Below are 23,321 nucleotides of genomic sequence, written 5' to 3'. Positions count from 1 at the left end.
AGAGGATCCCTCTTCTTCGATGTCTTCGACAAGATCTGCCGACCGCGGAAAAGCCGGTCGGCAAGGCGCGGCCGGGCCCGGCGCTAGGCGTGGGCGCGGCGGATCAGGAAGACAGGGAAGGCGGGGCGCGTGAACCGAGGGGCGGCCCCAGCGCGGGCAGGGGCGGCGTGGCACGATGGACGGGAATTGCTGAGGCTGCGTAGGCCGCCTGCGCTGTCAGCACGGGCGCAAGACCCGTCTCCGGCAGAATTGCATGCGCGGCCAGGGCGCCGAAGGCGCAGGCATCGCTTGCCGCATGCTTGGACTTCGGCTCGGCCGGCAGGTCGAAGGTCACGCTGATCGCGCCACCGGCTTCGCACAACGAGAGCATCAGCGACGTCGTGGACGGCGCCGCCATGAAGCCGCTTGGGATCAGGGCGCGCAGCACGAAAGCGGCCATTGCCAGGCAGACGAGAAACCGCCAAGGCAGGCCGCAGGGCTTTTGCGCAGAGTCCCGGTGAGTAGGCATGGGCGAGATTCTATTACAGAACTTCACGCATTCTGACCGAACTGAATCGCGTGCGGCGTTCTGTCGCAGGGACGTTTAAGATCGAGTGCAACGTGCGCGGTGTTGTCTTTGCACCATCGCTTCCGAACAGGAGATTGCCAGCATGATGCCTCCTTCGAGCGGCATGACGCAGGGCTTGGCGGACGACGCAACGCCCACGGATGCGCCATCTTCGTATCCGCAGGCGCCGTGGAAACTGAGCGGCCATGCACTCCTCAGCATGTGGCGGGTGCCGCTTGCCGACCTGCCCATGCTTCCTCCCGGCGATGCGCGCCTGGTCACTCTGGGACGCCACGCAATTTGCGCCACGGTCTGGACGGCCTACGAATCGGGCGGCACGCTGGCCTACAACGAGTTGCTCTTCGCTACGGCAGTGCGGCACGCGGGGCTGCTGGCGCCGGCGTGCATCGTGGGTCCGATCTGGGTCGACGACGAGGCGGCTGCTGCGGGCGGTAGGCAGTTGTGGGGCATTCCGAAACAGATGGGCCACTTCGTGCCTTTGCCGGCAGATGGAACGTTCGCGTCTTTAGTCGCCGAAGAGCAGGCGTCCATGGCGACCGGCGGGACGGCCGTCGCAAGCGTTGAATTTCGGCCGGGCCTGCGCCTCGCGGTGCCGTTGCGCCTTGCCGTGTGGACGGTTCAAGGTGGCAAAGCGGGACTGATCCGCACACGTTGCGCTCTGCGGGGCATGGCGCGCTTCGGGTCCGCAAGTTGGCGCATCGCGCCTGATGGGCCGCTGCGCTTTCTGGCAGGGCGCCAACCGATGGCCAGCGCGTGGCTGGGGGATCTATCCGTCCAGTTCGGCGTGTAGCACCCTCCGGAAGGCGTTATAGGCATGCCACTTGCTGCGCCGCCCACCACGGGCAGCAGGTTGTGCCCGCAACCCACGAGGCGATTCCCGTGACCACACTCATTGAAAACCGGTATGCCCTTACCGTGCGCCGCTTCCCTGCGGTGTTCCTTGCCGGGATGTTCCCGTTGTTTCTTGGCGCGGCGCTCGCGGACGCGGCGTATGCGCAGACTTTTCACATCCAATGGAATAATTTCGCATCCTGGCTGCTCGTTGGCGGGCTGATATTTGGGGCGGTGGCGCTGCTGTTTGCCATCGTCGACCTGTTCAGGGTCACGCAGCGGGCGCGCGGTGCGGTTCCCTATGCCGTGGTGCTGCTGGCAGCTTGGCTGGTGGGGCTGTTCAATGCGTTCGTTCATGCGCGCGACGCGTGGGCCAGCATGCCCAACGGTTTGATCCTGTCTGTCGTGGGCGCGGTGCTGGCCCTCGTTGCCCTCTGGCTGGGCTTTCGCACGCCGCACATCCGGGGGCCGCTATGAAGAAGACGAAATTGCTTGCCGGCGTTTCGATGCTGGTGGTGGCGGGCGTGTGCGGTGCGCAGACAGCAGGCCAGTATGGACCGTCGCCCGATCTGCCCAAGCCCGAGCGAGGGCTGTTGCCGGACATGGTGATCGCCAAGCCCGCCAAATGGGGCGACAAAGTGCCGACGGTGCCCGAGGGCTACAAGATCTCGGCCATTGCCACGGACCTGAAGATTCCGCGTCAGACGCTCGTGCTGCCCAACGGCGACATTCTGGTCGCCGAGGGGCGTGGCGGCAGTGCGCCCGACCTCAAACCCAAGGACGTGATCGCGGGCATCATCAAGGCCCGGGGCACCAGTCCGGTGAAGGGCGGCAACCGGCTGACGCTGCTGCGCGACACCAAGGGCGATGGCACCTACGAGGCCTCCGTCTTTGCGGAAAACCTTAACGCGCCTTATGGTCTGGCCCTCATCGGCAACCAGCTGTATGTGGCCAATCAGGACGCGCTGGTGCGGTTCGCATACGAACCGGGGCAGACCAAGGCAAGCGGACCGCCGGAAATGGTCACGCCGCTGCCCGCCGAGATCAACCACCACTGGACCAAGGCGCTGACGGCAAGCGCCGACGGGCAGTATCTGTACGTGGGCATCGGTTCGAACAGCAATATCACCGAACGCGGCATGACGGCCGAAGTGGATCGGGCGCGTATCTGGCGCATCAACGCCAGCACGGGCGAATACAAGACCTATGCCACGGGCCTGCGCAATCCGACCGCGCTCACGATTCAGCCGGACACGGGCCAGTTGTGGGCCGTGGTCAACGAACGCGATGAGCTGGGTCCGGATCTGGTGCCCGACTACCTCACGACCGTCAAGGAGGGCGCGTTCTACGGCTGGCCTTACAGCTATTGGGGCAAGAACGTGGACGAACGCGTGCGGCCGCAGGATCCCGCCAAGGTCGCCTCGGCCATTGCGCCGGATTACAGCCTGGGTTCGCACGTGGCGGCGCTGGGCGTGGACTTCTCGACCGCGACGATGGGCGACCGGTTTGCCAACGGTGTGTTCGTCGGCGAGCACGGCAGCTGGAACCGCGCCGATCCGGTGGGCTACAAGGTGGTCTTCGTGCCTTTCACGGATGGGCGCCCGTCCGGGCCGCCCGTTGATTTCGTCGCGGGCTTTCGCGACGACGACGGCACGACACGCGGCCGTCCGGTGGGCGTGACGGTCGATCCGAAGGGCGCGCTCATCGTGGCCGACGACCTGTCGAACACGATCTGGCGCATCACGCCCGCGCAGGCGCCCAAGCCGGTCGCAGCGGTGCGGCCTTAAATCTTATTTACAGAGGGCCTGCCGAGCGTGCGCGTTGCGTTGCGCCGCAGTGTTCGCAGGCCCCGCACAGGAGCAAACATGGCAACACTTCAAGACATCAACATCGCAATTCTGGCGGTCGACGGATTCGAGCAGGTCGAACTCACGGGGCCGCGCGACCGTCTGCACGAAGAAGGCGCCCGCACCGTGGTGGTATCGGCGCGCACTGACCCGATCCAGGGCATGCACCACGACAAGCTCGGCGACAAGTTCCCCGTGGATCTCACGTTTCTGCAGGCTGCGTCCGAGCCGGACGTCTTTGACGCCTTGCTGCTGCCCGGCGGTGTGGTCAATGCCGACGAGATCCGGATGCAGCCCAAGGCCCAGGAACTGGTGGGCGCCTGCATGGACGCGGGCAAGCCCGTGGCCGTCATCTGCCACGGCGCCTGGCTGCTGATTTCGGCCGGCGTGGTCAAGGGGCGCAAGATGACCAGTTGGCCGTCGCTGCAGGATGACCTGCGCAATGCGGGCGTGCAGTGGGTGGATGAGGAAGTGGTCGTGGACGGCGTGCTGGTGTCCAGCCGCAAGCCGGACGATATTCCCGCGTTCAATGACGCCTTCGTTCAGGTGCTGGGCAAGGCGGTCAAGGGGCGCGCGGCGAAGTAGGGCCCGGCGCATCGAGCAAAGCCGGTCAGCGCCTCACCCCGGCCGCATGCGCTACGCGCGCTTGAGCGCCACGGTCACCAGCACCGACGCGTTTTCCAGCGCGAACAGCGCGTGCGGCGCGCGGCCCGGCAGGTACGTCAGGTGGCCGGGGTAGAGGACGTGCGTGGCGCCTTCGGCGGTGACCTCGATGCTGCCCTCCAGGCACTGCAGGGTGATCTCGCCAGCGACGTCATGCGAGGGCATGGTTTTGCCGGCGAGCAGCACGAGGCGCATGACCTCAAGGTCTTCGGACTTGAAAAGCGCGATCGACTGCTTTTGCGCTAGCTCGGCGCCATAGGGCTTGAGATCGATGACTTGCCCGGGATCCGCATGTTTGAGGGCCATGATGCATCCTTCGCAGGGAGGGGAGCTGTCAACGATACCCCATCCCCACGGCGGCGCCGCGGCCTGCGGTCAATTGATCTTGATGCCGCGTTCCTTGACCAGATCCTTCCACTGCGCCGTTTCCTTGGCCAGATGGTCGCGCAGCGCGTCCGGCGTGCTGCCGATCGGCTCGGCGCCGATCGAATCCAGCGTTGCCTTCACCTTGGGATCGGCCAGCGCGGTGCGCATGGCTTCATTCAGCTTGGCTACCGCTTCCGGCGGCGTGCCGGCGGGCGCAAAGGCAGCGAACCAGGGCATCAGTTCATAACCGGGCACGCCGGCCTCCTGCATCGTCGGCACGTCGGGCAGGGCAGCCGACCGCTTGGTGGTGGTGACGCCCAGCGCGCGCAGCTTGCCGCTCGCGATGTGGGGCTTGGCGGACGTGATGCTGTCGAACATGTAATCCACCTGGCCGCCCAGCAGGTCGGCGACGGCGGGGCCGCTGCCCTTGTAAGGCACGTGCAGCATGTCCACCCCGGTCATCGACACGAACATCTCACCGGCCAGGTGAATGGAGGTGCCAACGCCGGCGGAGGCGTACGTGTAGTGCTTGGGCTGCGCCTTGGCCTTTGCAATCACGTCCGCGACGCTGGTCGCGCCGGTACGTGCCGGATTGGTGACCAGCACATTGGGCACGACCGCCAGCAGCGAGATGGGCGCGAAGTCCTTGATGGGGTCGTAGTTCAGGTCCTGGTACAGCGCCGGATTGACGGCCATGCCGTTGGCGACGATCAGGATGGTGTAGCCGTCGGGCTTGGCGCGCGCCACGGCCGCCGCGCCAATGTTGCCGCCCGCGCCGGCGCGGTTCTCGACGATGAAGGACGTGTTCAGCTGCTTGCCCATCGATTCGCCCAGCGTGCGCGCGATGCTGTCCATCGCGCCGCCGGGCGGGAAGGGCACGATCCACTTCACCGGGTGATCCGGATAGGCATCGGCCTGCGCGGCGGTTGCGCCGGCCAGCAGCGAGGCGGCCAGCAATGCGCGGGCAAAGGGTCTGAATACATGGCGCATGCGCATGGTTGTCTCCGTAACGCTTGATTTATTGGTGGCGAGGTCCGCGCGCGATTAATACTCTGATCGACGGAGCCTGCCCGATGGGCGCAGTATCGCTTGCCTTTTTTTCAAGTGTCCAAGACTATATGGGTTTCAATTCATACCTTCAGGGTCTTAATCGGCATGGAGCTCAGGCATTTGCGGTACTTCCAGGCGGTGGCCGACGCAGGCAGTTTCACGCTGGCAGCCTCGCGGCTGCATATTGCGCAGCCGCCGCTCAGCCGCCAGATCAAGCAGCTGGAGGAAGAGCTGGGCGTGCAGCTGTTCGAACGCACCACGCGGGCGCTGCGCCTGACCGAGGCGGGCCGTTTCCTGCTGGAGCAATCGCGCCTGCTGACCGCCCGTCTGGACGAAGTGCTGGAAGGCACGCGCCGGTTGGGCCAGACCGAGCGGCGCTGGTTCGGCATCGGCTTCGTGCCGTCGACGCTTTACGGTTTCGTGCCGGAATTGATCCGGCTGCTGCGCGGCGCGGATGAGCGGGTCGAAGTGGGCCTGATGGAAATGAACACGTTGCCGCAGCTCGAGGCGCTGAAGGCAGGGCGCATCGATCTGGGCATTGGCCGCATCCTGCTGGACGACCCCGCGATCGAGCGGCGCGTGTTGATGACCGAGCCGCTGATGGCCGCGGTGCCCTTGCATCATCCGCTGGCCGGCCAGGGCAGCGTCGCCGTCAGCCGCCTGGCGCGCGAGCCTTTCGTGCTGTATCCGGCGCGTCCGCGCCCGAACTACGCGGATCATGTGCTGGGCCTGTTTCGCGCGGCCGGCTACTCGCTGCAGGTGGTGCAAGAGGCCAACGAACTGCAGACCGCGATCGGGCTGGTCGCGGCGGGCTTGGGGGTGACCGTGGTGCCCGCCTCCGTGCAGCGCCTGCAGCGCCAGGATGTGGCCCACGTGCGCATCGAGGCCGATGCCTTCGTGTCGCCCGTGATCGTCAGCTATCGCAAGGACGATGCGTCGGCGTTTCTGGCGCGGGCCCTGGAACTGGCTGGGGAGCTTGCCAAAGGGTAGTGGCGGCAGCGCCAGACAGCTCGCGACCAACCTTGTGCTCCACGGTATATTGCCCCCATGAAAAAGCTAGATATCCCAGCGTTGGAAATCTTCGTCGCGGCCGTCGAGGAAAAGAGTCTGTCCCGAGCGGCCGAGCGAGAGAATCTGGTGACCTCGGCCGCGAGCAAACGCGTGGCCGAACTGGAGCGGCATCTGGGGCGCACGCTGTTGCACCGCCATGGACGCGGCGTCGAGCCCACGTCGGCGGGCGCCTTGCTGTATCAGCGTGCCAAGGCCATCCTGCGCAGCGTGCAACTGACCGAGCAGGCCATCAATGGCTATTCGCTGAACGGCCAGGCCAAGATACGGCTGGCGTCCAATCCGTCGACCATCCTGCAATTTTTGCCGGGGGTGATGGGCCGGTTTCTTGCCGGGCGCAGCGACGTCAGCGTCGATCTGCTCGAAGGGCACAGCTACGACATTCCGCGACTGGTCGCCGAGTCCTCCGTGGACATCGGCATCTATCACGCCGACCATCCGGTGCCGGGGGTGGCCTCGTTTCCGTTCCGGCGCGATCGCGTGGGGCTGGTGGTGCCGGTGGGGCACGCGCTGGCGGACCGCACCGAGTTGTACCTGGAAGAGGCGCTGGACTACGACCTGCTTGGATATTTTCCGCGTCATTCGCTCGACCAGTTCCTGGCGTATGCGGGACAGACGCTCTCGCGCCCGCCCACGGTGAAGCTGCAGGTGTCGAACTTCGAAACACGCTGCCGCATGATTCGCGAGGGGCTGGGCATCGGCGTGGTGCCGGAAGGCATTGCGCGCCACTACCTGGCGTCGATGGGACTTGCGCTGCTGCGGCTGCGCGATGACTGGGCCGAGCGCCAGTTCTACGTGTGCGTCCGTGATACGAACCAATTGGCGCGGCCCGTGGAGGAATTGCTCAGGGCGCTGACGCAGGCGGAATGATCGGTCCGCCAGCCCCCGGCGCATTCCGGCGCGCGGGGCGCTTCGCGTCAATGGCTACCTTGCCTGCCGCTTCTCGGCCGCCTGCGCCAGCACCGGTCGCAGATACGCGAGGAACCGCTCGGGATCCTCGCTCATGGGGAAGTGACCCATGCCTTTCATGACCTGCCACTGCGATCCGGCGATGCGGCTCGCCAGGAATTCCGTGTCCTGCGGCGTGCACGAATAGTCGTACTCACCGGTCAGCAGCCACAGCGGACAGCGCTGCGTGTCGATGCCGGCCACGCGGTCCCGGACGTCGCCATCGGCGGTGTAGAAGTGCAGGTCGCCCTTGAACACGCCCGGCCCGCCCTGCATGTAATGCCACAAAGTCTCCCAGCGGTGCTTGTCCGGGCTGCCTGGTCCGATCAGTCCCGACACGATGCCTGCGCAGACTTCGCCGCCATGCACGTCGGGCCGGTTCAGCCATTCCAGGTCGTAGTAGGGATCGGCATGCGCGCCCGATTGCAGCCCGATGGCGCCGCCAAAGCGGTCCGCGTGTTCCAGCGCCAGATGCAGCACGATGCGCCCGCCGATGGAGCAACCCATCACCAGCGGCCGGTCAAGGTCCAGCGCGTCGGCGACCGCGATGATCGCGCGCGTGTAATCCTGCGAGGTCAGGCGGTAGGTTTCTTCGTGCCAGCCCTCGGGCGGCGAGGATTTGCCGTGCCATGGCAGGTCAAAGGCGATGACCCGGAACGACTCCAGGATGGCCGGGTCGTTCATCACCGCGCGGTATTGGCGTGCGTCAGCGCCCGCGGTGTGCAGGCACAGCAGCGGCGTGCCGTGGCCCGCTTCCTCGACGTAGATGCGGTGCTGGCGTCCGCCCAGGGGCAACTGCAGATAGCGGCCGACGATCGGCTCGAAGACGGCTGGGCTGGCGTTCACAGAGGCGCTCCTTGGGCGCGCGGGCAGGCCAGCACGTCCTTGAAATACAGTAGATGGGACATCAGGGGATACAGGTCTCCCTCGACGCGCAGGCGGCGGAATTTCACCAACGCCATCAGGTCGTGAAAGCCTGGGGGCGGGGTGGCGCGCCAGAACTGCGCCCAGTCGGCCGCCGCCGCGCGCAACGCGAATTGCCAGCGCGGCATGACGAACGGGCCCCGTTTCACGGCGGCGATGCGGCCCGCCTGCACGGTGATCAGATAGGCGGCATCGCCGCATTCCAGCAGAAATACCGTGTCCAGATGGCGGCCGCGCCACACCAGCCGCTCCTGGCGGTTCACGGCGTCCGCCAGGCGGTGAAGGATGAAATCGTCTTCTTGCATTGCGTGGTCCTTGTCACAGGGGCGGGACGTCCAGGCGGTAAATGCCGTCGTCGCCATCGGCACGGGGATAGCGCTCGGCAACGGCGGGATCGTGGCCCGGCACGATGTGCGCCTCGGAATCCGCCAGGGTCCGGATGCGCGCATAGCCCTCGAGCATATCGCCTAGATGGAAGATCGCGGGAAACGGGTTGTTGTCGCGGTAATTGCGGTAGTAGTGCAGGGCGTCCGATGCCAGCACGACCCAGCCGCGCGCCGTGTGCACGCGCACGACCTGCAGGCCCTGCGTGTGCCCCCCGACGCGATAGACCTCAAGCCCGGGCGCCAGCTGCGCATCGCCATCGTGAAACTGCACCCGGCCGGCATACACCTGACGCACGACCGCCTGCACGTCATCGACCGAGAAGAAATGCCGCATCGATTCAAAGCACATGTAGCGGCCGGTGGCGTATTGCATCTCGGCGTCCTGCAAATGCACCCGCGCGTTCGCATACGCCTCCACGTTGCCTGCGTGGTCATAGTGCAGGTGGGTGAGGATGAGGTCGCCGATATCGGCCGGCGCCACGCCGAGCCTTGCCAGCGCCGCCTCCGGTTGCAGCGTGAATGTGCGGTTGCGGGCCCGCGCGGAGCAGGCGCTGAAGCCGGTGTCGACCAGCACGTTGCCCGCCGGCCCACGCAGCAGCCAGCAATAGAAGTCCAGCGGCATCGGTCCGTCGTGCACGTCTGCGCGCGAGAGGAAGTTGTCGGCGGCGCGGCGTGTCACGCTGGCATAGCGGATCGCGTAGACCTCGTAGGCCGGCATGCCGCCTTCGGCCTGCGGCGCCGGGATCATTGCTTGACCAGCCTGCATTGGCTTTCCGACAAGGGCATGAAGGCCTGGTCGCCCGGCACGGTGCGCATGATCTTGTAGTAGTCCCACGGGGCCTTGGACTGCGCCGGCGACTTGACCTCCACCACGTAGGTGTCGTGGATGAGCTTGCCGTCTTCGCGCAGGCGGGCGTTGCGCGCGAAGGCGTCCCGGATGGGCATGCCGCGCAGCGTCTTCATGACCACGTCAACGTTGTCCGATCCCGATTTCTCGACCGCCCGCAAATAGTTGAGTACTGCCGAATACTGGCCGGCCTGCAGCGCCGTGGGCATCTTGCCGGACGCCTTGAAGAACCGCTGGGCAAAGGCGCGTGTCTCGTCGTCCATGTCCCAATAGAAGGTTTCGGCGAAGATCATGCCCTGGCCGGCGTCCAGGCCCACGCCGTGCACGTCGGTAATGCTCATCAGCATCGCCACGAGCTTCTGCTTGGCCGCCAGACCGAACTCGCGCGCCTGCTTGATTTCGTTCTGCAGGTCTGCGCCGGCGCTGGCAAAGGCGACGGCGTCGGCCTTGCTGGATTGCGCCGACAGCAGGAACGAGGCGAAATCGTTGCCTGGAAATGGGTAGCGCGCCGATCCGGCCACCGTGCCGCCGCCTTCCTTCACGAAGCGCATGCCGTCGGTCTCCAGCGAATGGCCGAAGGCGTAGTCGGCGGTCACGAAGAACCACTTCTTGGCGCCGGCTTCGACGAGGGGGAGCGTGCCTACCTTTGCAAGCGCATAGGTGTCGTAGACCCACTGGACATTGTTGGGCGAGCAGTCCTCGCCCGTGATCCGGGTGGCGCCAGCGCCGGTCACCATGGTCATCCGGCCTTTCTCGCGGGCAATGTTCATCACCGCCAGCGCGACGGCGCTGTTGCCCAGCTCCGTGACCACGTCGACTTTCTCCCGGTCCATCCATTCACGTGCGCGACTGGCGGCCACATCGGTCTTGTTCAGGTGGTCGGCGGACAACATTTCGACGGGCTTGCCCCGAACCTTGCCGCCGAATTCCTCGATGGCGAGGCGCGTCGCGAGCACCGAGCCCGGTCCAACGTTGCCGGAATAGGCGCCCGACATGTCTGTCAGCACGCCGATCCGCACGACGCCGTCGGAAATGCCGTCGGCCGGCTGCGCCTGCGCCGCGCCGGCAAGGGCAGCCATCGCGAGCGCGGCTGTGATCTTCTTGTGCATGGTGTTCTCCTTTGGATGGGGTGGCGGCGCGGTCAGTTGCCGCACCGCTCGGGTGATGGCAGTGGGCTACATCTGGCTCACGTACTTGACCTGCATGAATTCCTGAAGACCTTCCACGCCGCCTTCCTTGCCAAGCCCGCTATCCTTGAAGCCGCCAAACGGCGTCTCGGGCAGCGAGGCCTGGCAGTGATTGATGCACACAACGCCGCTTTCGATGCGCTCAGACGCGATGCGCGCCGTAGCGGCGTCGCGGGTGAATACGTAGGACGCCAGTCCGAAGGGCAAACGGTTGGCTTCGTGTAGCGCCTCGTCCATGCTCTTGAACGGTTGCACCAGTGCCAGCGGGCCGAACGGCTCGGTGTTCGCGGCGCGGCAGTCCGCGCTCACGCCGCTCAGCACAGTGGGCGCCCAGAACCAGCCGGGCAGGTCCAGGCGCTGGCCCCCGGCGGCCAGCCGCGCACCGCGGTCAAGGGCATCGGCCACCATCGTCTCCATCGCCGCGAGCCGGCGGGGGTTGGCGAGCGGTCCCATCTGCACCCCGGCCTCCAGGCCGTTGCCCACGCGCCAGCCGCGCGCGCGCTCAGCCAGCCGCTCGACAAAGCGGTCATACACGCTTTCATGCACGACCATGCGCGTCGGCGATGTGCAGATCTGGCCAGAATTGCGCAGCTTGGCAGCCAGAACGGTGTCAGCCGCCTGGATGGGATCGGCGTCGCCGAAAACCAGCACGGGCGCGTGACCGCCCAGTTCCAGCGTGGCGCGCTTGAGCCCTGCCGCAGCCATCGTTGCCAGTTCCCGGCCGATGGCGGTCGAGCCGGTAAAGGTCACCATCCGGATGACGGGCGATTCGATCAGCCGCCTGGAAATCTCCCCCGGATCGCCGAACACCATGCTGAGCACGCCTGCCGGCAGTCCGGCGTCGGCGAGCGCACGGCCGATCTCCAAGGCGATGGCGGGTGTTTCCTCGGATGGCTTGATGACGATGGAGCAGCCCGCCGCCAGCGCGCCGGCAATCTTTCGGGAGGGGGTGATGGCCGGCGCATTCCAGCCCGCGAAGGCGGCGACCGGCCCGATGGGTTCGGGGATCGCCATCTGCCGGATGCTGCCCACGCGGCCGGGAATCAGGCGGCCATAAGTGCGCCGCGCTTCTTCGGCGCCCCATTCGAACATCTCGGCGGCTGTCGCCACTTCCTTTTCGGATTCCGCGAGGGGCTTGCCGAGTTCGCGGGTGATCAGCCACGCCAGCCGCGGCGTGCGTTCGCGCATCAGCGTGGCGGTGCGGCGCAGGATCGCGGCCCGGTCCAGCGCAGGCGTGTCGCGCCATCCGGGAAAGCTGCGTTGCGCGGACTCCAGCGCCTCGTCGATATCGTCGGGCGAGGCTACCGGCTGCCGGCCGAGCACCGTTTGCGTGGCGGGGTCGATCACGTCCAGGCTTGGCCGCTGGCCGGCTGCGACGGCGCGTCCGCCGATGAGAAGTGTCAGTTCGGGATATTCCATCTAGTCCGCCTTTGCAATGTGGCTGGCCTGCATGACCTGCGCCCAACGTTCGGTTTGCGTGCTGATGTGTCGGGAGAAGTCCTCGGGACTGCCCGTCATCGGATACTGACCCAGCTTGAGCAGTGCGTCGCGCGCTTCGCTGGCGCTCATCACTTTGTTGATCGCCGCGTTCAGGCGCTGCGTGACCGCGGGCGGGACGCCGGCTGGCGCGAGCACCCCGTTCCAGGGCTCCGCCGTGAAGCCGGGGATATCCGCGGCCTGTGCCACGGTGGGCACGCCCGGCGCCACCGAGGACGGTTGGGCGGCAGCGATCCCCAACGCGCGCAGTTTGCCGGCCTGCACCTGCGGCATGGCGGCAATGGAGCTCAGGAAGGCCATGTCCACGCGTCCTGCCACCAGGTCGGCAATCGCGGCCGAATCGCCTTTGTAGGGGACATGGGTGATGTCGGCCTTGGTGGCGCTCTTGAACCATTCACCGGCCAGGTGGTTTACCGCGCCGCTGCCGGCCGACGCAAAGGTCAGCGCGCCCGGCTTGCTGCGCGCGCCGGCAATCAACGCCTGCACGCTGTCGAATGGCGAGCCCGCCGGCACGACCAGCAGGTATGGATAGCTGGCGACCAGGGCGACCGGCTGGAAGTCCTTGAGGACCTGATAGTCGACCTTCTGCTTGTAGACGGGTTCGATCGAAAGGGTGCCGCTGCTGCCCAGCATCAGGGTGTAGCCGTCGGCGGGCGCGCGCTTGACCGCCTGCACGGCCACGACGCCATTGGCCCCGGCACGGTTTTCGACAACGACGGGTTGGCCCAGTTCGGCCTCCAATTGGCGCGCCAGGTAGCGGCCGACCGCATCCGTGGGTCCGCCGGCGGTAAAGCCGATGATCAGGGTGATCGGCTTGGCCGGATAGTCCGCGGCGGCGGCATTGAAACCGATCGTGGCGGCGAGCAGGGGCAGGGCCCACCTGCGTAGCATGGGTGTCATGGGAGTCTCGGGTAGGAAAGGGGCGGCGCCAGGCGCCGGGGGCGTATTACGCGTAGCCGCGCTCGATCAGTTTGACCATGACCGGGTAGTACTCCTTGACGTAGCCGGCGGCGCGCGTGCGCTCCAGCAGGTCGTGCGTCAGCTTGGCCGCGCGGGCATCGACCTCGCCCTGGTTCGCAAGCTCCAGTGCCAGAAGGATGTCCTTGATCGCGTATTCGGTCGGAAAGGTCTTTTCCGGGAAGGTCTGCGGCGCCAGCGCCTTCTGGCCTGGATTGCGCAGCACGAAGCTGTCTGCCGAGCCCTTGCTCAACGCGTCCAGCAAGAGGGCCCCGTCCACGCCCGCGCGGCGGCCGATGGTCACGGCTTCGGCCAGCGCGTGCACGGTCATGAAGACCACCATGTTGTTCATGATCTTGACCACCTGGCCGTTGCCGATGCCGCCGCACAAGAGCACGTCGGTGCCCATGCAGGACAGGTAGGGCAGCACGGTGTCGTAGTCTTGCGGGGTGGCGCCCACGGTGATCATCAGCGTACCGAGGCGGGCCGCCTCGCGCATGCGCGCCACCGGCGCGTCAATCAGCAGAATGCCGTGTCCGCGCAGCACCTCGGCCAACTGCCGGGTGCGCGTGACGTCGCTGGTGCTCATGTCCACCACGATGCGCACGCGGCCGGCCGCCTCGACCAGGCCGCCCGGCCCGGTGCAAACCTGCTCCACCTGCACGATGCTGGGCAAGGACAGGAAGACGATCTCGGCGCTCTGCGCAACTTCAATCACCGACGCGCAGGCATGGGCGCCCAATGCGCCGATGCGGGCCACGGGGTCCGCGCTGAGATCGGTCACATATACCGGATGCCCGGACTTCCGGACCAGGTTGGCGCACATGGGTTCCCCCATCACGCCCAGGCCGATGAAGCCCAGCGGGGTTTTGGTCTCGCTCATTGTTTCCTCCTTGGTCATGCGTTGTTTTTCTCGTCTTGCCATGCAGCTTACGGACGGCGCCGGCGCGGCGGTATGAAAAATTGGCAAAGCAACTTTCACCAATTCCGGCCCCTCCCGATCAAGAACGCTCGTTTTCCTTTTTATCAATCCTTGGGCAGCCGGGCCGCCTAGAGTGATCGGCAGAAGCGAACGGCGCGGCTGCTGCGCCGCAATAATCTGCGGAGGGACGAATGCTGCTGGACACCATTGCGGGCTATGGCGCGCGAGACGCCGTAGGTCGACTGCCCGAGGAGGTCATCCATTACGCCAAGCGCGCGTTCCTGGACTGGCTGTCGGCGCTGTATCCCGGCACCCGCGCCGCGCCGTGCCAGCAACTGCTGGGCGCGCATGGCGCGGAATTAGGCTCGGGCGCGTCCAGCCTGCCTGGCTGCGCGACCACCGCGTTTGCCGCCACCGCGGCCTGGATCAACGGCAGCGTGTCGCATGCGGTGGAGTTCGACGACATCTTCCGCGATGCGATCTATCACCCGGGCTGCCCCACTATCGCCGCCGCCTTGGCGTTGGCCGAAGAGCATGACGTGAGCGGCCTCGCGCTGCTGCAGGCGATCGTGGTGGGCTACGAGATCTCGACCCGCATCGGCGCGGCGGTGCAGCCCTCGCACTACCGCTACTTCCACACCACGGGCACCGTGGGTTGTTTCGGCGGCGCGGCTGCCGCCGCGGCGTTGTGTGCGCCAGGAGACGCGGCAGTCATGTTGCACGCGTTGGCCACCGCCGGCACGCTGGCGAGCGGTCTGCAACAGGCGTTCCGCTCCGACGCCATGAGCAAGGCGCTGCACGCGGGCCATGCCGCCGCGGTGGGCGTGCGGGCCGGGCAGGGCGCAGCGCACGGCATCACTGGCGTGCCGGACATCCTTGAGGGCGAGGTCGGATTTGGCGCCGCGCTGGCGCGCGACCCGGACTGGGATGTGGCATTGGCGGGGCTGGGCGAGCGCTACAACATTCTCTCGATCACGCAGAAGAACCACGGTTGCTGCGGCCATACCTTCGCAGCGATCGACGCGGCGCTCACGTTGCGCGAGCAGGGCTTGCGGCCGGACGACATCGCCGTCTTGCGTGTCGAGACTTACCAGACCGCGCTCGACGTAACGGGCAATTTCCAGCCTGCCACGGCGTTCGAAGCCAAGTTCAGCCTGCCCTACGTGGTGGCGCATGCGCTGGTGCATGGATCCGTCAGGCTGGATGCCTTCGGCGAAGGCCGGCTGCGCGATCCGCGCGTGCGCGCGCTGATGCAATGCATGGACCTGCGTGCAGCCCCGGACCTGACGGCAGGTTTTCCCAAGATGCGCGCGGCTCGGCTACGCGTCACCTCGCGCGGTGGCCATTTGCTGGAACACCATTGCCCGTACCGCAAGGGCGACCCCGAAGCGCCGCTGTCAGACGCGGACCTGAATGACAAGTTCGGCGAACTGGCCGGGCCCGTCCTGGGCAGCGCCCGCATGCATGCGCTACGCGACGCCATTTGGCGCCTGGACGCCATGCCGGTGCGCGCGCTGCGCCTGGCGGCCGACATGCCCCTGCAATGAACCTTTCCCTTCTTCTGCTTCCATGACTCCAACCCATTCCCGCTCTGCTTCCACGTTCGCCGAGGCGCTCCTGTCCCCGCGCGCTGTCGCCCTGGTGGGCGCCTCGGGCGACTCGCGCAAGAACACGGCGCGCCCGCTGCGCTTCATGCGCAAGCATGGCTATGCCGGCGCAATCTATCCGATCAATGCAGCCCGGGCGGAGATCCTGGGCGAGCGCGCCTATCCTTCGCTGGGCGCATTGCCGGGCCCCGTGGACCACGTCTTCATCATGATTCCGGGTGATGGCGTCGCGGCCTTGCTGCCCGATTGCGCGCGGGCCGGCGCACGCGTGGTGACGATCTATTCCGACGGCTTCGGCGAAGCGGGGGCCGACGGACAGGCGCGCCAGGCCGAGTTGGTGCGCCAGGCGCGCGCGCTGGGGCTGCGTCTGCTCGGGCCCAACAGCATCGGCCTGGCGGACCTGCACAGTGGCGGCATCCTTTCCGTGAACGCCGCCTTCGAGGCCGATACGCTGCTGTCCGGCGGCATCAGCCTGGTGTCGCAAAGCGGGTCGATGATGGGTTCGCTTCTATCGCGCGCCGCCGCGCGCGGCTTCGGTTTCGCCAAATCGGTATCCGTGGGTAATGAGAGCGATATCACGGTTGGAGAAGTGGTGGACGCGCTGGTGGACGACCGGCAGACCCAGGTCATCCTGCTGTTCCTGGAAACGCTGCGCGCCGCCCCGACGATGGCCAGCGCCTTGGCGCGCGCAAAGGCTGCGGGCAAGCCCGTCGTGGCGTACAAGCTGGGCCGGTCCGAACAGGGCGATGCGCTGGCGCAATCCCATACCGGCGCCATGGCGGGCAACGACGTGGCGGTGGACGCATTCTTGAAGGCGCACGGCGTGCTCCGCGTGCACCAGTTGGAAACCTTGTTCGAGATCGCGCCGTTGGTGGCGCGCCATGCCCGTCCTGCTGTTGTCACGTCGCCGGGCGAGGCGGTGGCGCGGGTGGCGGTCATTACCACCACGGGTGGCGGCGCGGCGACCGTGGTCGACAACCTGGGGCTGCGCGGCCTGGCGGCCGTTGCGCCGCCGGCCCAGTTCGTGCGCGAGATCGCGGAAGGCGGTTTGACGATCCGTGAAACGCCCGTCATCGACCTGACCTTGGCGGCGACCAGCGACCAGTACAAGATGCTGCTCGAGGCGTTGCTGCGTGCCGACTGGTGCGACGCCGTGCTGAGCGTCGTCGGGTCATCCGCGCAGTTTCATCCCGGCCTGGCGGTGCAACCGCTGCTACAGGCCGACAAGCCGCCGGGCAAGCCGCTGGCCGTGTTTCTGGCGCCCGAGGCTCCTGCGTCGCTGGCGTTGCTGCAGGAAGGCGGCATCGCGGCCTTCCGCAGTCCCGAGGCCTGCGCAGACGCGCTGGCTGTGTTCTTTGCGCCGCCAGGCTGCCCGCCTGCGTCGGGCGAGGCGCTGCCGTGGCCCGAGGGGCTGCCCCGCAGCGGCATGCTCAACGAGTACGAAGCCGGAACGCTCTTTCGTGCCGTGGGCGTCCCGGTGGTGCAAGCAAGCCTGCTCACGCCGGAGAAAATCGAACACGGCGTGCCGTATCCGGTCGTTGCCAAGGTCTGCTCGCGCGACCTGGCGCACAAGACGGAATTGGGTGCAGTTCGCGTCGGAATCCGCGACGGCGAATCGCTGGAATCCGCCGTACGCCAGATGCTGGAAGCGGTCGAGCGGCACGCGCCGCACGCCGATGTCGACGGCATTCTCGTGCAGCCCATGGAAGACCGCCTGATCGAGCTGATCCTGGGCTACCGCCACGATCCCCTGGTGGGCCCGACGGTGCTGCTGGGCGCGGGGGGCATCACCGCGGAACTCACGCCTGACTACTCGTTGCGCCTGGCGCCCGTCGACGTGGACGAGGCCCGGCGCATGATTCTCGAGGTCCGCCAGACGCGCCTGATCTCCGGCTTTCGCGGCCTGCCCGAAGGCGATTGCGAGGCGTTGGCCCGCGCCATCGCCGCGTTTTCGCGCCTGGCGCTGTGCGCAGGCGTGCGCATCGACGAAGCCGAAATCAACCCCTTGTTCGTCCGCGCCGACGGCGTGATCGCCGTCGACGGTCTGGTCCGCCTTGGCTGATCGGCCGCCCGCATTTCAACTCTTGCCTCAGGAACTCCAAGATGGATTTCAAACTCACTCCCGAACAACAAGAATTCCAATCCGCCGTGCGCCGTTTCGCCGACCGCGAGTTGCGGTCCGGCGCAGTGGAAAGGGCCCATTCCGATGACTATCCGTGGGATATCGCCCGCTTGATGGCGGGGCAGGGGCTGCTGGGAATCACCGTGGCACAGGATGATGGCGGCATCGGCGGGTCGCTGATGGATGCCGTCATCGCCATCGAGACCGTGGCGTCCGTGTGCCCGCGCAGCGCGGACGTGGTGCAGGCGGGCAACTTCGGTGCCATCCGCGTGCTGGCCGAATATGGCAGTCCCTTGCAAAAGCAGAAGTACCTGACAGGACTTTTGGCCGGCGAAGGGCTGATCTCCGTGGGCATGACCGAGCCCGATGCTGGATCGGCCGTCACGGAACTGAAGACCAGCGCGACGCGCGCGGAGGGCGGTTGGCGCATCAATGGCACGAAGATCTTTACGACGCACGGCCCGCACGCCAGTGTCATCCTGGCCTATGTGCGGTTCGGGCCGGGCACGGGTGGCATCGGGTCCGTGCTGATCGGGACGCGCGACGAGGGCGTGAAACTCGGCAAGCGGTCGGCCTTCATGTCGGGCGAGGAGTGGGTCGAGATCTTCTTTGACAATGTTTTCGTGCCGGATGACATGGTTGTGTTGGGCGAAGGCGGATTCAAGAAGCAGATCGCGGGCTTCAACGTCGAGCGCATCGGCAATACGGCGCGCTCTCTTGCATTGGGCCGCTACGCATACGAAGAAGCGCGCAGTTGGGCAATGCAACGCAAGCAGTTCGGCCGGCTGTTGTGTGAATTCCAGGGACTGCAGTGGAAGTTCGCCGACATGCGCATCAAGCTGGACGCGGCCCAGCTCCTGCTGTATCGGGCCGCCACCGGCGCGGACACCGGCTTTCCGTCTGCGACCGAGACCGCCATCGCCAAGGCGTACTGCAACCAGGTGGGATTCGATGTGGCCAACGACGCCCTGCAGGTGCTGGGAGGGCTGGGCTACAGCCGTGAATCCCTGGTCGAATACTGCGTGCGCCGATGCCGGGGCTGGATGATTGCGGGCGGATCCATCGAAATCCTGAAGAACCGGATCGCCGAGGGAATCTTCGAGCGCAGCTTCCCGCAGCGCCCGCCGCGCTGACGCGTTGCGGGAAGGATCGAGGCAGCAGCGCGGTGCGAATTACCTTCGGCCCGCGGGCGAATACGCGCCCACCACCTCGACGATCCAGTCAATGAAGGCGCGCAGCTTGGCGCTGACGTGGCGGTTGGGCGGGAACGCCACGTACATCGGCATCGGGTCCAGGCGCCAGTCCTCGAAGACCGGGACCAGCTCACCCTTGGCCAGGTGCGGCGCGGACATGTAGTCCGGCAGCCACATCACGCCCATGCCGGCAAGCCCCGCCGCCAGGTAGGCATTGCCGTCGTCCACCGCCAGCACGTAGCGGCCGTGCACATTGACGACCTCCTTGCCGCGCCGCATGGCATAAGGCAGCGCGCGCCCGGTGCGTTGCCACAGAAAACCCACGATGCGGTGGTGGGTGTCTTCAAGCTCGCGCGGGTGCGCGGGCTTGCCGGCCAGCTTCAGGTACGAGGGCGCGGCGTAGACACCCAGTTGCAGGTCGCCAATGCGGCGGGCCATCAGGGACTGGTCGGTCAGCTCGCCGCCGCGCACGACACAATCGATGTTTTCGCCGATCAGGTCGACGATGCGATCGCTGACGCCCATGTCGAGCTGGATGTCGGGATAGCGCGCGTGAAAGTCCGGCAAGGCGGGCACGAGCACCATGCGCGCCAGCGGGCTGGGCACGTCCACGCGCAGCCGGCCGCGCGGCGCTTCCGCGGCGCTGGACAGGCTGGTTTCGGCATCGTCCATGTCGGCCAGCAGTTTGATCACGCGCTCGTAGTACGCCGCGCCATCGGCCGTGACATTGACCTTGCGCGTGGTGCGGTTCAACAGGCGCACCCGCAGGCGTGCCTCAAGCTGCTGGACCAGCTGCGTCACGCTCGTCTTGCTCATGTGCAGGGTTTCGGCGGCCTTGGTGAAGCTGCCGGTTTCCACCACGCGCGCAAACGCGGTCATTGCGTCGAATCTGTCCATGGCTGCTCGAAGAGAATTGGGATTGTTTGGATTCTACAAATAGTGATGGCTGCAGTTGACCGTTTATCCGCGGGGCGGGCGCTTTTACAGTTTGCCCAATGTCAACGCGGGCTGTCGGACAGCCCACCACCAGGAGAACGCCATGACCAAACGCGACGTTGTTTTTCCTCCCGATCGCCATGCGCTCTACGAGCGCAACCGTTATTCGCCGGCGGTTCGCTCCAACGGCTTTCTGTTCGTGTCCGGCCAGGTCGGCAGCCATGACGACGGCTCACCCGAGCCCGACCTGCGCGAGCAGGTGCGGATGGCCTTCCGGAATCTGAACGCCATCCTGCATGCGGCGGGTGCGTCGTTTGACGACGTCGTCGACGTGACGGTCTTCATGGTCGATCCGCAGTCGCAGTTCGAAACCATGTGGGAAGTGGTGCCCGAATTCTGGGGCGAGGCGCCGTATCCGAACATTACGGCGGTGGGCGTCACCTGGCTGTACGGATTCCAGTTCGAGATCAAGGTCATCGCCAAAGTGCCCGACGCCGCGGCTGCTTGATCGGGCGGGGCTGCGTCTTATCAAGGCTTGCGGAAGACGACGACCTTGCGCGTCAGCTTCTGCAGCGCCTCGTCGCGCTGATTCGATGTGATCGATTCCACGACCACGATGGCGCGATCGGGCTTGGAGCGCGATGGCGTGATGCTGATCACGGCGGCTTGGGGGGCTCTGGCATCGATGACCATCGCTGAAATCGGGTCCATAATCGGCATGTCTAGTTTTATGGATGTCGCACCATGGCAGAAACCCCCACGTCGTCGCAAGAGATCCGTCCGCTGGAAATCGGCGACATCACGGTCATCGACAACACCAAGCTCAAGAAAGCCGTCACGGCGGCGGCGCTTGGCAATGCAATGGAATGGTTTGACTTTGGCGTCTACGGTTTCGTGGCGTTCGCACTGGGCAAGGTGTTCTTCCCGGACGCTTCGCCTGCCGTGCAAACCATCGCCGCGCTCGGTACGTTTTCCGTGCCGTTTCTGGTGCGACCGTTGGGAGGCGTGTTCTTCGGCGTCATGGGCGATCGCTTCGGGCGACAGAAGGTGCTGTCGCTCACCATCATCATCATGGCCATCAGCACGTTCTGCATTGGCCTCATCCCCGCATATGCCACGATCGGCCTGTGGGCGCCGATCCTGCTGCTGCTGTGCAAGCTGGCGCAGGGTTTTTCCGTCGGGGGCGAATATACCGGCGCGGCGGTTTTCGTGGCGGAGTACGCGCCGGACAGGCAGCGCGGTTTCCTGGGCAGCTGGCTGGACTTCGGCTCGATAGCCGGCTTTGTCGTGGGCGCGGGCATGGTCGTGCTGCTCCAGACCATGCTGGGCGAGCAGACGTTTCTGGACTGGGGCTGGCGCATTCCGTTCTTCGTGGCGGGGCCGCTGGGCCTGTTGGGCTTGTATCTGCGGCATGCGGCCGAAGAAACCCCGGCCTTCACGCAGCAGCTCGAACGGATGGAAAAGGAAGATCGCGACGCCGTGCAGGAAAAGCCGTCGGTGTCGTTCCGCGAGATCTTCGCCAAATACCGCCGCGCCTTGCTGGTCAGCATCGGCATGGTGCTGGTGACCAACATCACCTATTACATGCTGCTGACCTATATGCCGACTTACCTGTCGGGCAGCCTGGGCTACACCGAAGGCCACGGGGTGCTCATCATCGTCGTGGTGATGGTGGGCATGCTGTTCGTGCAGCCGGTGGTGGGTTTCGTCAGCGACAAGGTCGGGCGCAAGCCGTTTTTGCTGGTCGGCAGCCTGGGGCTCCTGGTCACCGCGATCCCGTCGTTCTTCCTGATCGGCAGCGACAACACCGCCCTTATCTTCCTGGGACTGCTGCTGATCGCCATTTTCCTGAACTGCCTGATCGGCATCATGGCCTCCACGCTGCCGGCGCTGTTTCCGACGCGCATCCGCTACAGCGCGTTGGCCAGTTCGTTCAATGTGGCCATCATCTTCGCCGGGCTTACGCCCACCGTGGCCGCGTGGCTGGTCGAAGAGACCGACAACCTGATGATGCCGGCGTATTACCTGATGGCGGCGTCGCTCATCGGGCTGATCACCTCGTTCTTCCTGCCCGAGACCGCCAACCGGCCGCTGCGGGGCGAGACACCGACTGCCTCCAGCCGCAAGGAAGCCAAGGTGCTGTTGCAGCAGGCGTACGAGCACATCGAACAGAGCGTGCAGGACGTCGATGCCGAGATCGCGGCGCTGGAAGAAAAGCTGGATGCGCTGCGTGTGCGCCGCCAACGGCTGGCGGACAGGCATCCAGGGATCGAATGAACGGCGTGCCGGACCCGTGTCGGTCCGGCACGCGGCAATCACCGGAACCACCATTGCCGCCCGGCACGCGCCCGGGCGGCGCTTCAAGTTAAGGAGCAGGTCATGAGCATGCCATTCAAGCAGGTGGATGTATTTACCAGCGAACCCTATCGCGGTAATCCGGTCGCGGTTGTGCTGCAGGCGCAAGGCATGACCGACGAGCAGATGCGGCGCATCGCCAACTGGACGAATCTGTCGGAAACCACCTTTGTGCTGCCGCCAACGCAGCCCGGGGCAGACTATCTGGTCCGGATCTTCACGCCGCAGGCCGAGCTGCCCTTTGCGGGGCACCCCACGCTGGGAACGGCGCACGCGCTGCTGGAAGCCGGCATCGTCCAGGCGCGCGGCGGCAGGCTGGTGCAGGAATGCGCCGCGGGCCTGATCGACCTGTCGGTTACCGAGATCACCGGCGGCAGTCCGCGCATTGCCTTCACGCTTCCCGCGGCCCAGTTGACCGAGCTTGGCGCGGACCTTGTCGATGAGATGGAAGGGATATTGGGTTCGGCGGTGCTGCACGATCCCGCGCCCAAGCTCGTCAATGTGGGCCCGGTGTGGACGATCGCGCAGTTGCCCAGCGCGCAGGCCGTGCTGACGCTGCGCCCTGACTTTGCCCGCATGGCCGAGTTCGACCGCCGCAACCAGGCCGCCGGCATCGTGGTGTATGGGGCGTACGGCGAAGGCGCGGAAAGCGCCATCGAAGTGCGCGCCTTTGCGCCCAGCCTGGGCGCAAACGAAGACCCGGTGTGCGGCAGCGGCAACGGATCGGTGGCGGCGTTCATCCGCGATGCGGGGCAAATGCAGCAGTTTGGGACGGAATACCTCAGCACGCAGGGCGCGGCGGTGGGGCGGTCGGGCAGGCTGAACATCGTGTTCGGTGCGGACGGGGCCATTCGCGTGGGTGGGCAATCCGTGACGTGCATCGACGGCCGCATTGCCTTGTGAACGTGCGCCGGCATGCGGGGCGGCCGGCATCGGTGCGGCGGGCGTTGACGCGTCCGGCTCAGGCGCGATCCGTGCCCGGTTTTCGGCCGGCGCCGCGTGCACTATGCTTGAACGTCGCGCATTGCAGCAAGGGTTGAGCGCATC

24 protein-coding genes are annotated in these 23,321 nt (G+C 66.3%); 12 read left to right on the top strand and 12 right to left on the bottom strand.

What is annotated here, in order from left to right; all coding sequences use genetic code 11:
- Window positions 1-103 precede the first annotated feature (103 nt).
- Window positions 104-508, bottom strand: coding sequence for a DUF2946 family protein (locus V6V88_RS14720; RefSeq protein ID WP_338615402.1), 405 nt, complete (start codon window positions 506-508; stop codon window positions 104-106).
- 142 nt (window positions 509-650) lie between these two features.
- Between V6V88_RS14720 and V6V88_RS14715 the strand changes: the two genes are divergently transcribed.
- The 4 genes from V6V88_RS14715 to V6V88_RS14700 all read left to right on the top strand — a co-directional run bounded on the left by V6V88_RS14715 (window position 651) and on the right by V6V88_RS14700 (window position 3,831).
- On the top strand, window positions 651-1,358 hold the full coding sequence (locus tag V6V88_RS14715) for an acetoacetate decarboxylase family protein (protein ID WP_338615401.1): 708 nt from the start codon (window positions 651-653) through the stop codon (window positions 1,356-1,358).
- An 89-nt stretch (window positions 1,359-1,447) separates the two neighbouring features.
- Entirely contained in the window at window positions 1,448-1,876 is a 429-nt protein-coding gene (locus V6V88_RS14710; protein WP_338615400.1) for a DUF2231 domain-containing protein, read from the top strand.
- Window positions 1,873-3,186, top strand: coding sequence for a sorbosone dehydrogenase family protein (locus V6V88_RS14705; protein WP_280000830.1), 1,314 nt, complete (start codon window positions 1,873-1,875; stop codon window positions 3,184-3,186). Before V6V88_RS14710 ends, V6V88_RS14705 begins: the two co-directional genes overlap by 4 nt.
- A 78-nt stretch (window positions 3,187-3,264) precedes the next feature.
- Window positions 3,265-3,831 carry a type 1 glutamine amidotransferase domain-containing protein gene (locus V6V88_RS14700; protein WP_338615399.1) on the top strand — a complete coding sequence of 189 codons (567 nt, stop codon included), beginning with the start codon at window positions 3,265-3,267 and terminating at the stop codon, window positions 3,829-3,831.
- A 51-nt stretch (window positions 3,832-3,882) separates the two neighbouring features.
- Here the strand turns inward: V6V88_RS14700 and V6V88_RS14695 are convergent, their stop codons facing one another.
- Window positions 3,883-4,215: a cupin domain-containing protein gene (locus tag V6V88_RS14695; RefSeq protein ID WP_223575767.1), complete on the bottom strand. Its 333-nt coding sequence runs from the start codon at window positions 4,213-4,215 to the stop codon at window positions 3,883-3,885.
- Window positions 4,216-4,284: 69 nt separating this feature from the next.
- Window positions 4,285-5,271, bottom strand: coding sequence for a tripartite tricarboxylate transporter substrate binding protein (locus tag V6V88_RS14690; protein WP_223575765.1), 987 nt, complete (start codon window positions 5,269-5,271; stop codon window positions 4,285-4,287).
- A gap of 159 nt (window positions 5,272-5,430) precedes the next feature.
- Between V6V88_RS14690 and V6V88_RS14685 the strand changes: the two genes are divergently transcribed.
- Both V6V88_RS14685 and V6V88_RS14680 read left to right on the top strand, forming a co-directional pair.
- Window positions 5,431-6,315 carry a LysR family transcriptional regulator gene (locus tag V6V88_RS14685; RefSeq protein WP_338615396.1) on the top strand — a complete coding sequence of 295 codons (885 nt, stop codon included), beginning with the start codon at window positions 5,431-5,433 and terminating at the stop codon, window positions 6,313-6,315.
- Between the two features lie 57 nt (window positions 6,316-6,372).
- Window positions 6,373-7,263 (top strand): LysR family transcriptional regulator, encoded by an 891-nt coding sequence (locus V6V88_RS14680; protein ID WP_280000843.1) that lies wholly within the window; start codon window positions 6,373-6,375, stop codon window positions 7,261-7,263.
- Between the two features lie 54 nt (window positions 7,264-7,317).
- On the opposite strand, the gene V6V88_RS14675 is transcribed toward V6V88_RS14680, so the two are convergent.
- The 7 genes from V6V88_RS14675 to V6V88_RS14645 form a co-directional block, all read right to left on the bottom strand.
- Window positions 7,318-8,187 (bottom strand): alpha/beta hydrolase, encoded by an 870-nt coding sequence (locus V6V88_RS14675; protein ID WP_338615395.1) that lies wholly within the window; start codon window positions 8,185-8,187, stop codon window positions 7,318-7,320.
- Window positions 8,184-8,570 (bottom strand): hypothetical protein, encoded by a 387-nt coding sequence (locus V6V88_RS14670; RefSeq protein WP_338615394.1) that lies wholly within the window; start codon window positions 8,568-8,570, stop codon window positions 8,184-8,186. The genes V6V88_RS14675 and V6V88_RS14670 overlap by 4 nt, the downstream gene beginning before the upstream one ends.
- 13 nt (window positions 8,571-8,583) lie before the next feature.
- Complete coding sequence (locus V6V88_RS14665) at window positions 8,584-9,417, bottom strand: N-acyl homoserine lactonase family protein (protein ID WP_280000851.1); 834 nt, start codon at window positions 9,415-9,417, stop codon at window positions 8,584-8,586.
- Window positions 9,396-10,607: an ABC transporter substrate-binding protein gene (locus V6V88_RS14660; RefSeq protein WP_338615393.1), complete on the bottom strand. Its 1,212-nt coding sequence runs from the start codon at window positions 10,605-10,607 to the stop codon at window positions 9,396-9,398. Before V6V88_RS14660 ends, V6V88_RS14665 begins: the two co-directional genes overlap by 22 nt.
- A 66-nt stretch (window positions 10,608-10,673) precedes the next feature.
- Window positions 10,674-12,104, bottom strand: a complete 1,431-nt coding sequence (locus V6V88_RS14655) for an NAD-dependent succinate-semialdehyde dehydrogenase (protein WP_338615392.1) — start codon at window positions 12,102-12,104, stop codon at window positions 10,674-10,676.
- Window positions 12,105-13,082: a tripartite tricarboxylate transporter substrate binding protein gene (locus V6V88_RS14650; protein ID WP_280000857.1), complete on the bottom strand. Its 978-nt coding sequence runs from the start codon at window positions 13,080-13,082 to the stop codon at window positions 12,105-12,107.
- Window positions 13,083-13,128: 46 nt separating this feature from the next.
- Entirely contained in the window at window positions 13,129-14,022 is an 894-nt protein-coding gene (locus V6V88_RS14645) for an NAD(P)-dependent oxidoreductase (protein ID WP_280000859.1), read from the bottom strand.
- A gap of 230 nt (window positions 14,023-14,252) precedes the next feature.
- Between V6V88_RS14645 and V6V88_RS14640 the strand changes: the two genes are divergently transcribed.
- Genes V6V88_RS14640 through V6V88_RS14630 form a run of 3 tightly spaced genes read left to right on the top strand, consistent with a single transcriptional unit; the run spans window position 14,253 to window position 18,923 of the window.
- Window positions 14,253-15,608: an MmgE/PrpD family protein gene (locus V6V88_RS14640; RefSeq protein WP_280000862.1), complete on the top strand. Its 1,356-nt coding sequence runs from the start codon at window positions 14,253-14,255 to the stop codon at window positions 15,606-15,608.
- 22 nt (window positions 15,609-15,630) lie between these two features.
- The gene (locus V6V88_RS14635) at window positions 15,631-17,730 is read left to right on the top strand and encodes an acetate--CoA ligase family protein (RefSeq protein WP_280000865.1); all 2,100 of its coding nucleotides are present in this window, start codon (window positions 15,631-15,633) and stop codon (window positions 17,728-17,730) included.
- Between the two features lie 41 nt (window positions 17,731-17,771).
- Complete coding sequence (locus V6V88_RS14630) at window positions 17,772-18,923, top strand: acyl-CoA dehydrogenase (RefSeq protein ID WP_280000868.1); 1,152 nt, start codon at window positions 17,772-17,774, stop codon at window positions 18,921-18,923.
- A 39-nt stretch (window positions 18,924-18,962) separates the two neighbouring features.
- On the opposite strand, the gene V6V88_RS14625 is transcribed toward V6V88_RS14630, so the two are convergent.
- Window positions 18,963-19,880: a LysR family transcriptional regulator gene (locus V6V88_RS14625; RefSeq protein WP_280000871.1), complete on the bottom strand. Its 918-nt coding sequence runs from the start codon at window positions 19,878-19,880 to the stop codon at window positions 18,963-18,965.
- Between the two features lie 142 nt (window positions 19,881-20,022).
- On the opposite strand from V6V88_RS14625, the gene V6V88_RS14620 reads away from it, so the two are divergent.
- Window positions 20,023-20,427: a RidA family protein gene (locus V6V88_RS14620; protein ID WP_062841433.1), complete on the top strand. Its 405-nt coding sequence runs from the start codon at window positions 20,023-20,025 to the stop codon at window positions 20,425-20,427.
- Between the two features lie 20 nt (window positions 20,428-20,447).
- On the opposite strand, the gene V6V88_RS14615 is transcribed toward V6V88_RS14620, so the two are convergent.
- The gene (locus tag V6V88_RS14615) at window positions 20,448-20,639 is read right to left on the bottom strand and encodes a hypothetical protein (protein WP_230964997.1); all 192 of its coding nucleotides are present in this window, start codon (window positions 20,637-20,639) and stop codon (window positions 20,448-20,450) included.
- A 24-nt stretch (window positions 20,640-20,663) separates the two neighbouring features.
- Between V6V88_RS14615 and proP the strand changes: the two genes are divergently transcribed.
- A complete protein-coding gene (gene proP, locus V6V88_RS14610) occupies window positions 20,664-22,196 on the top strand; it encodes a glycine betaine/L-proline transporter ProP (protein ID WP_056318474.1) in 1,533 nt (510 codons plus the stop codon).
- Window positions 22,197-22,298: 102 nt separating this feature from the next.
- A complete protein-coding gene (locus V6V88_RS14605) occupies window positions 22,299-23,177 on the top strand; it encodes a PhzF family phenazine biosynthesis protein (protein WP_062841432.1) in 879 nt (292 codons plus the stop codon).
- Window positions 23,178-23,321: the final 144 nt, after the last annotated feature.

Origin of the sequence: Achromobacter sp. E1, from assembly GCF_037039475.1 — a bacterium.
GTDB lineage: Bacteria > Pseudomonadota > Gammaproteobacteria > Burkholderiales > Burkholderiaceae_B > Achromobacter > Achromobacter mucicolens.
This window is presented reverse-complemented; position numbering and strand designations above follow the sequence as displayed.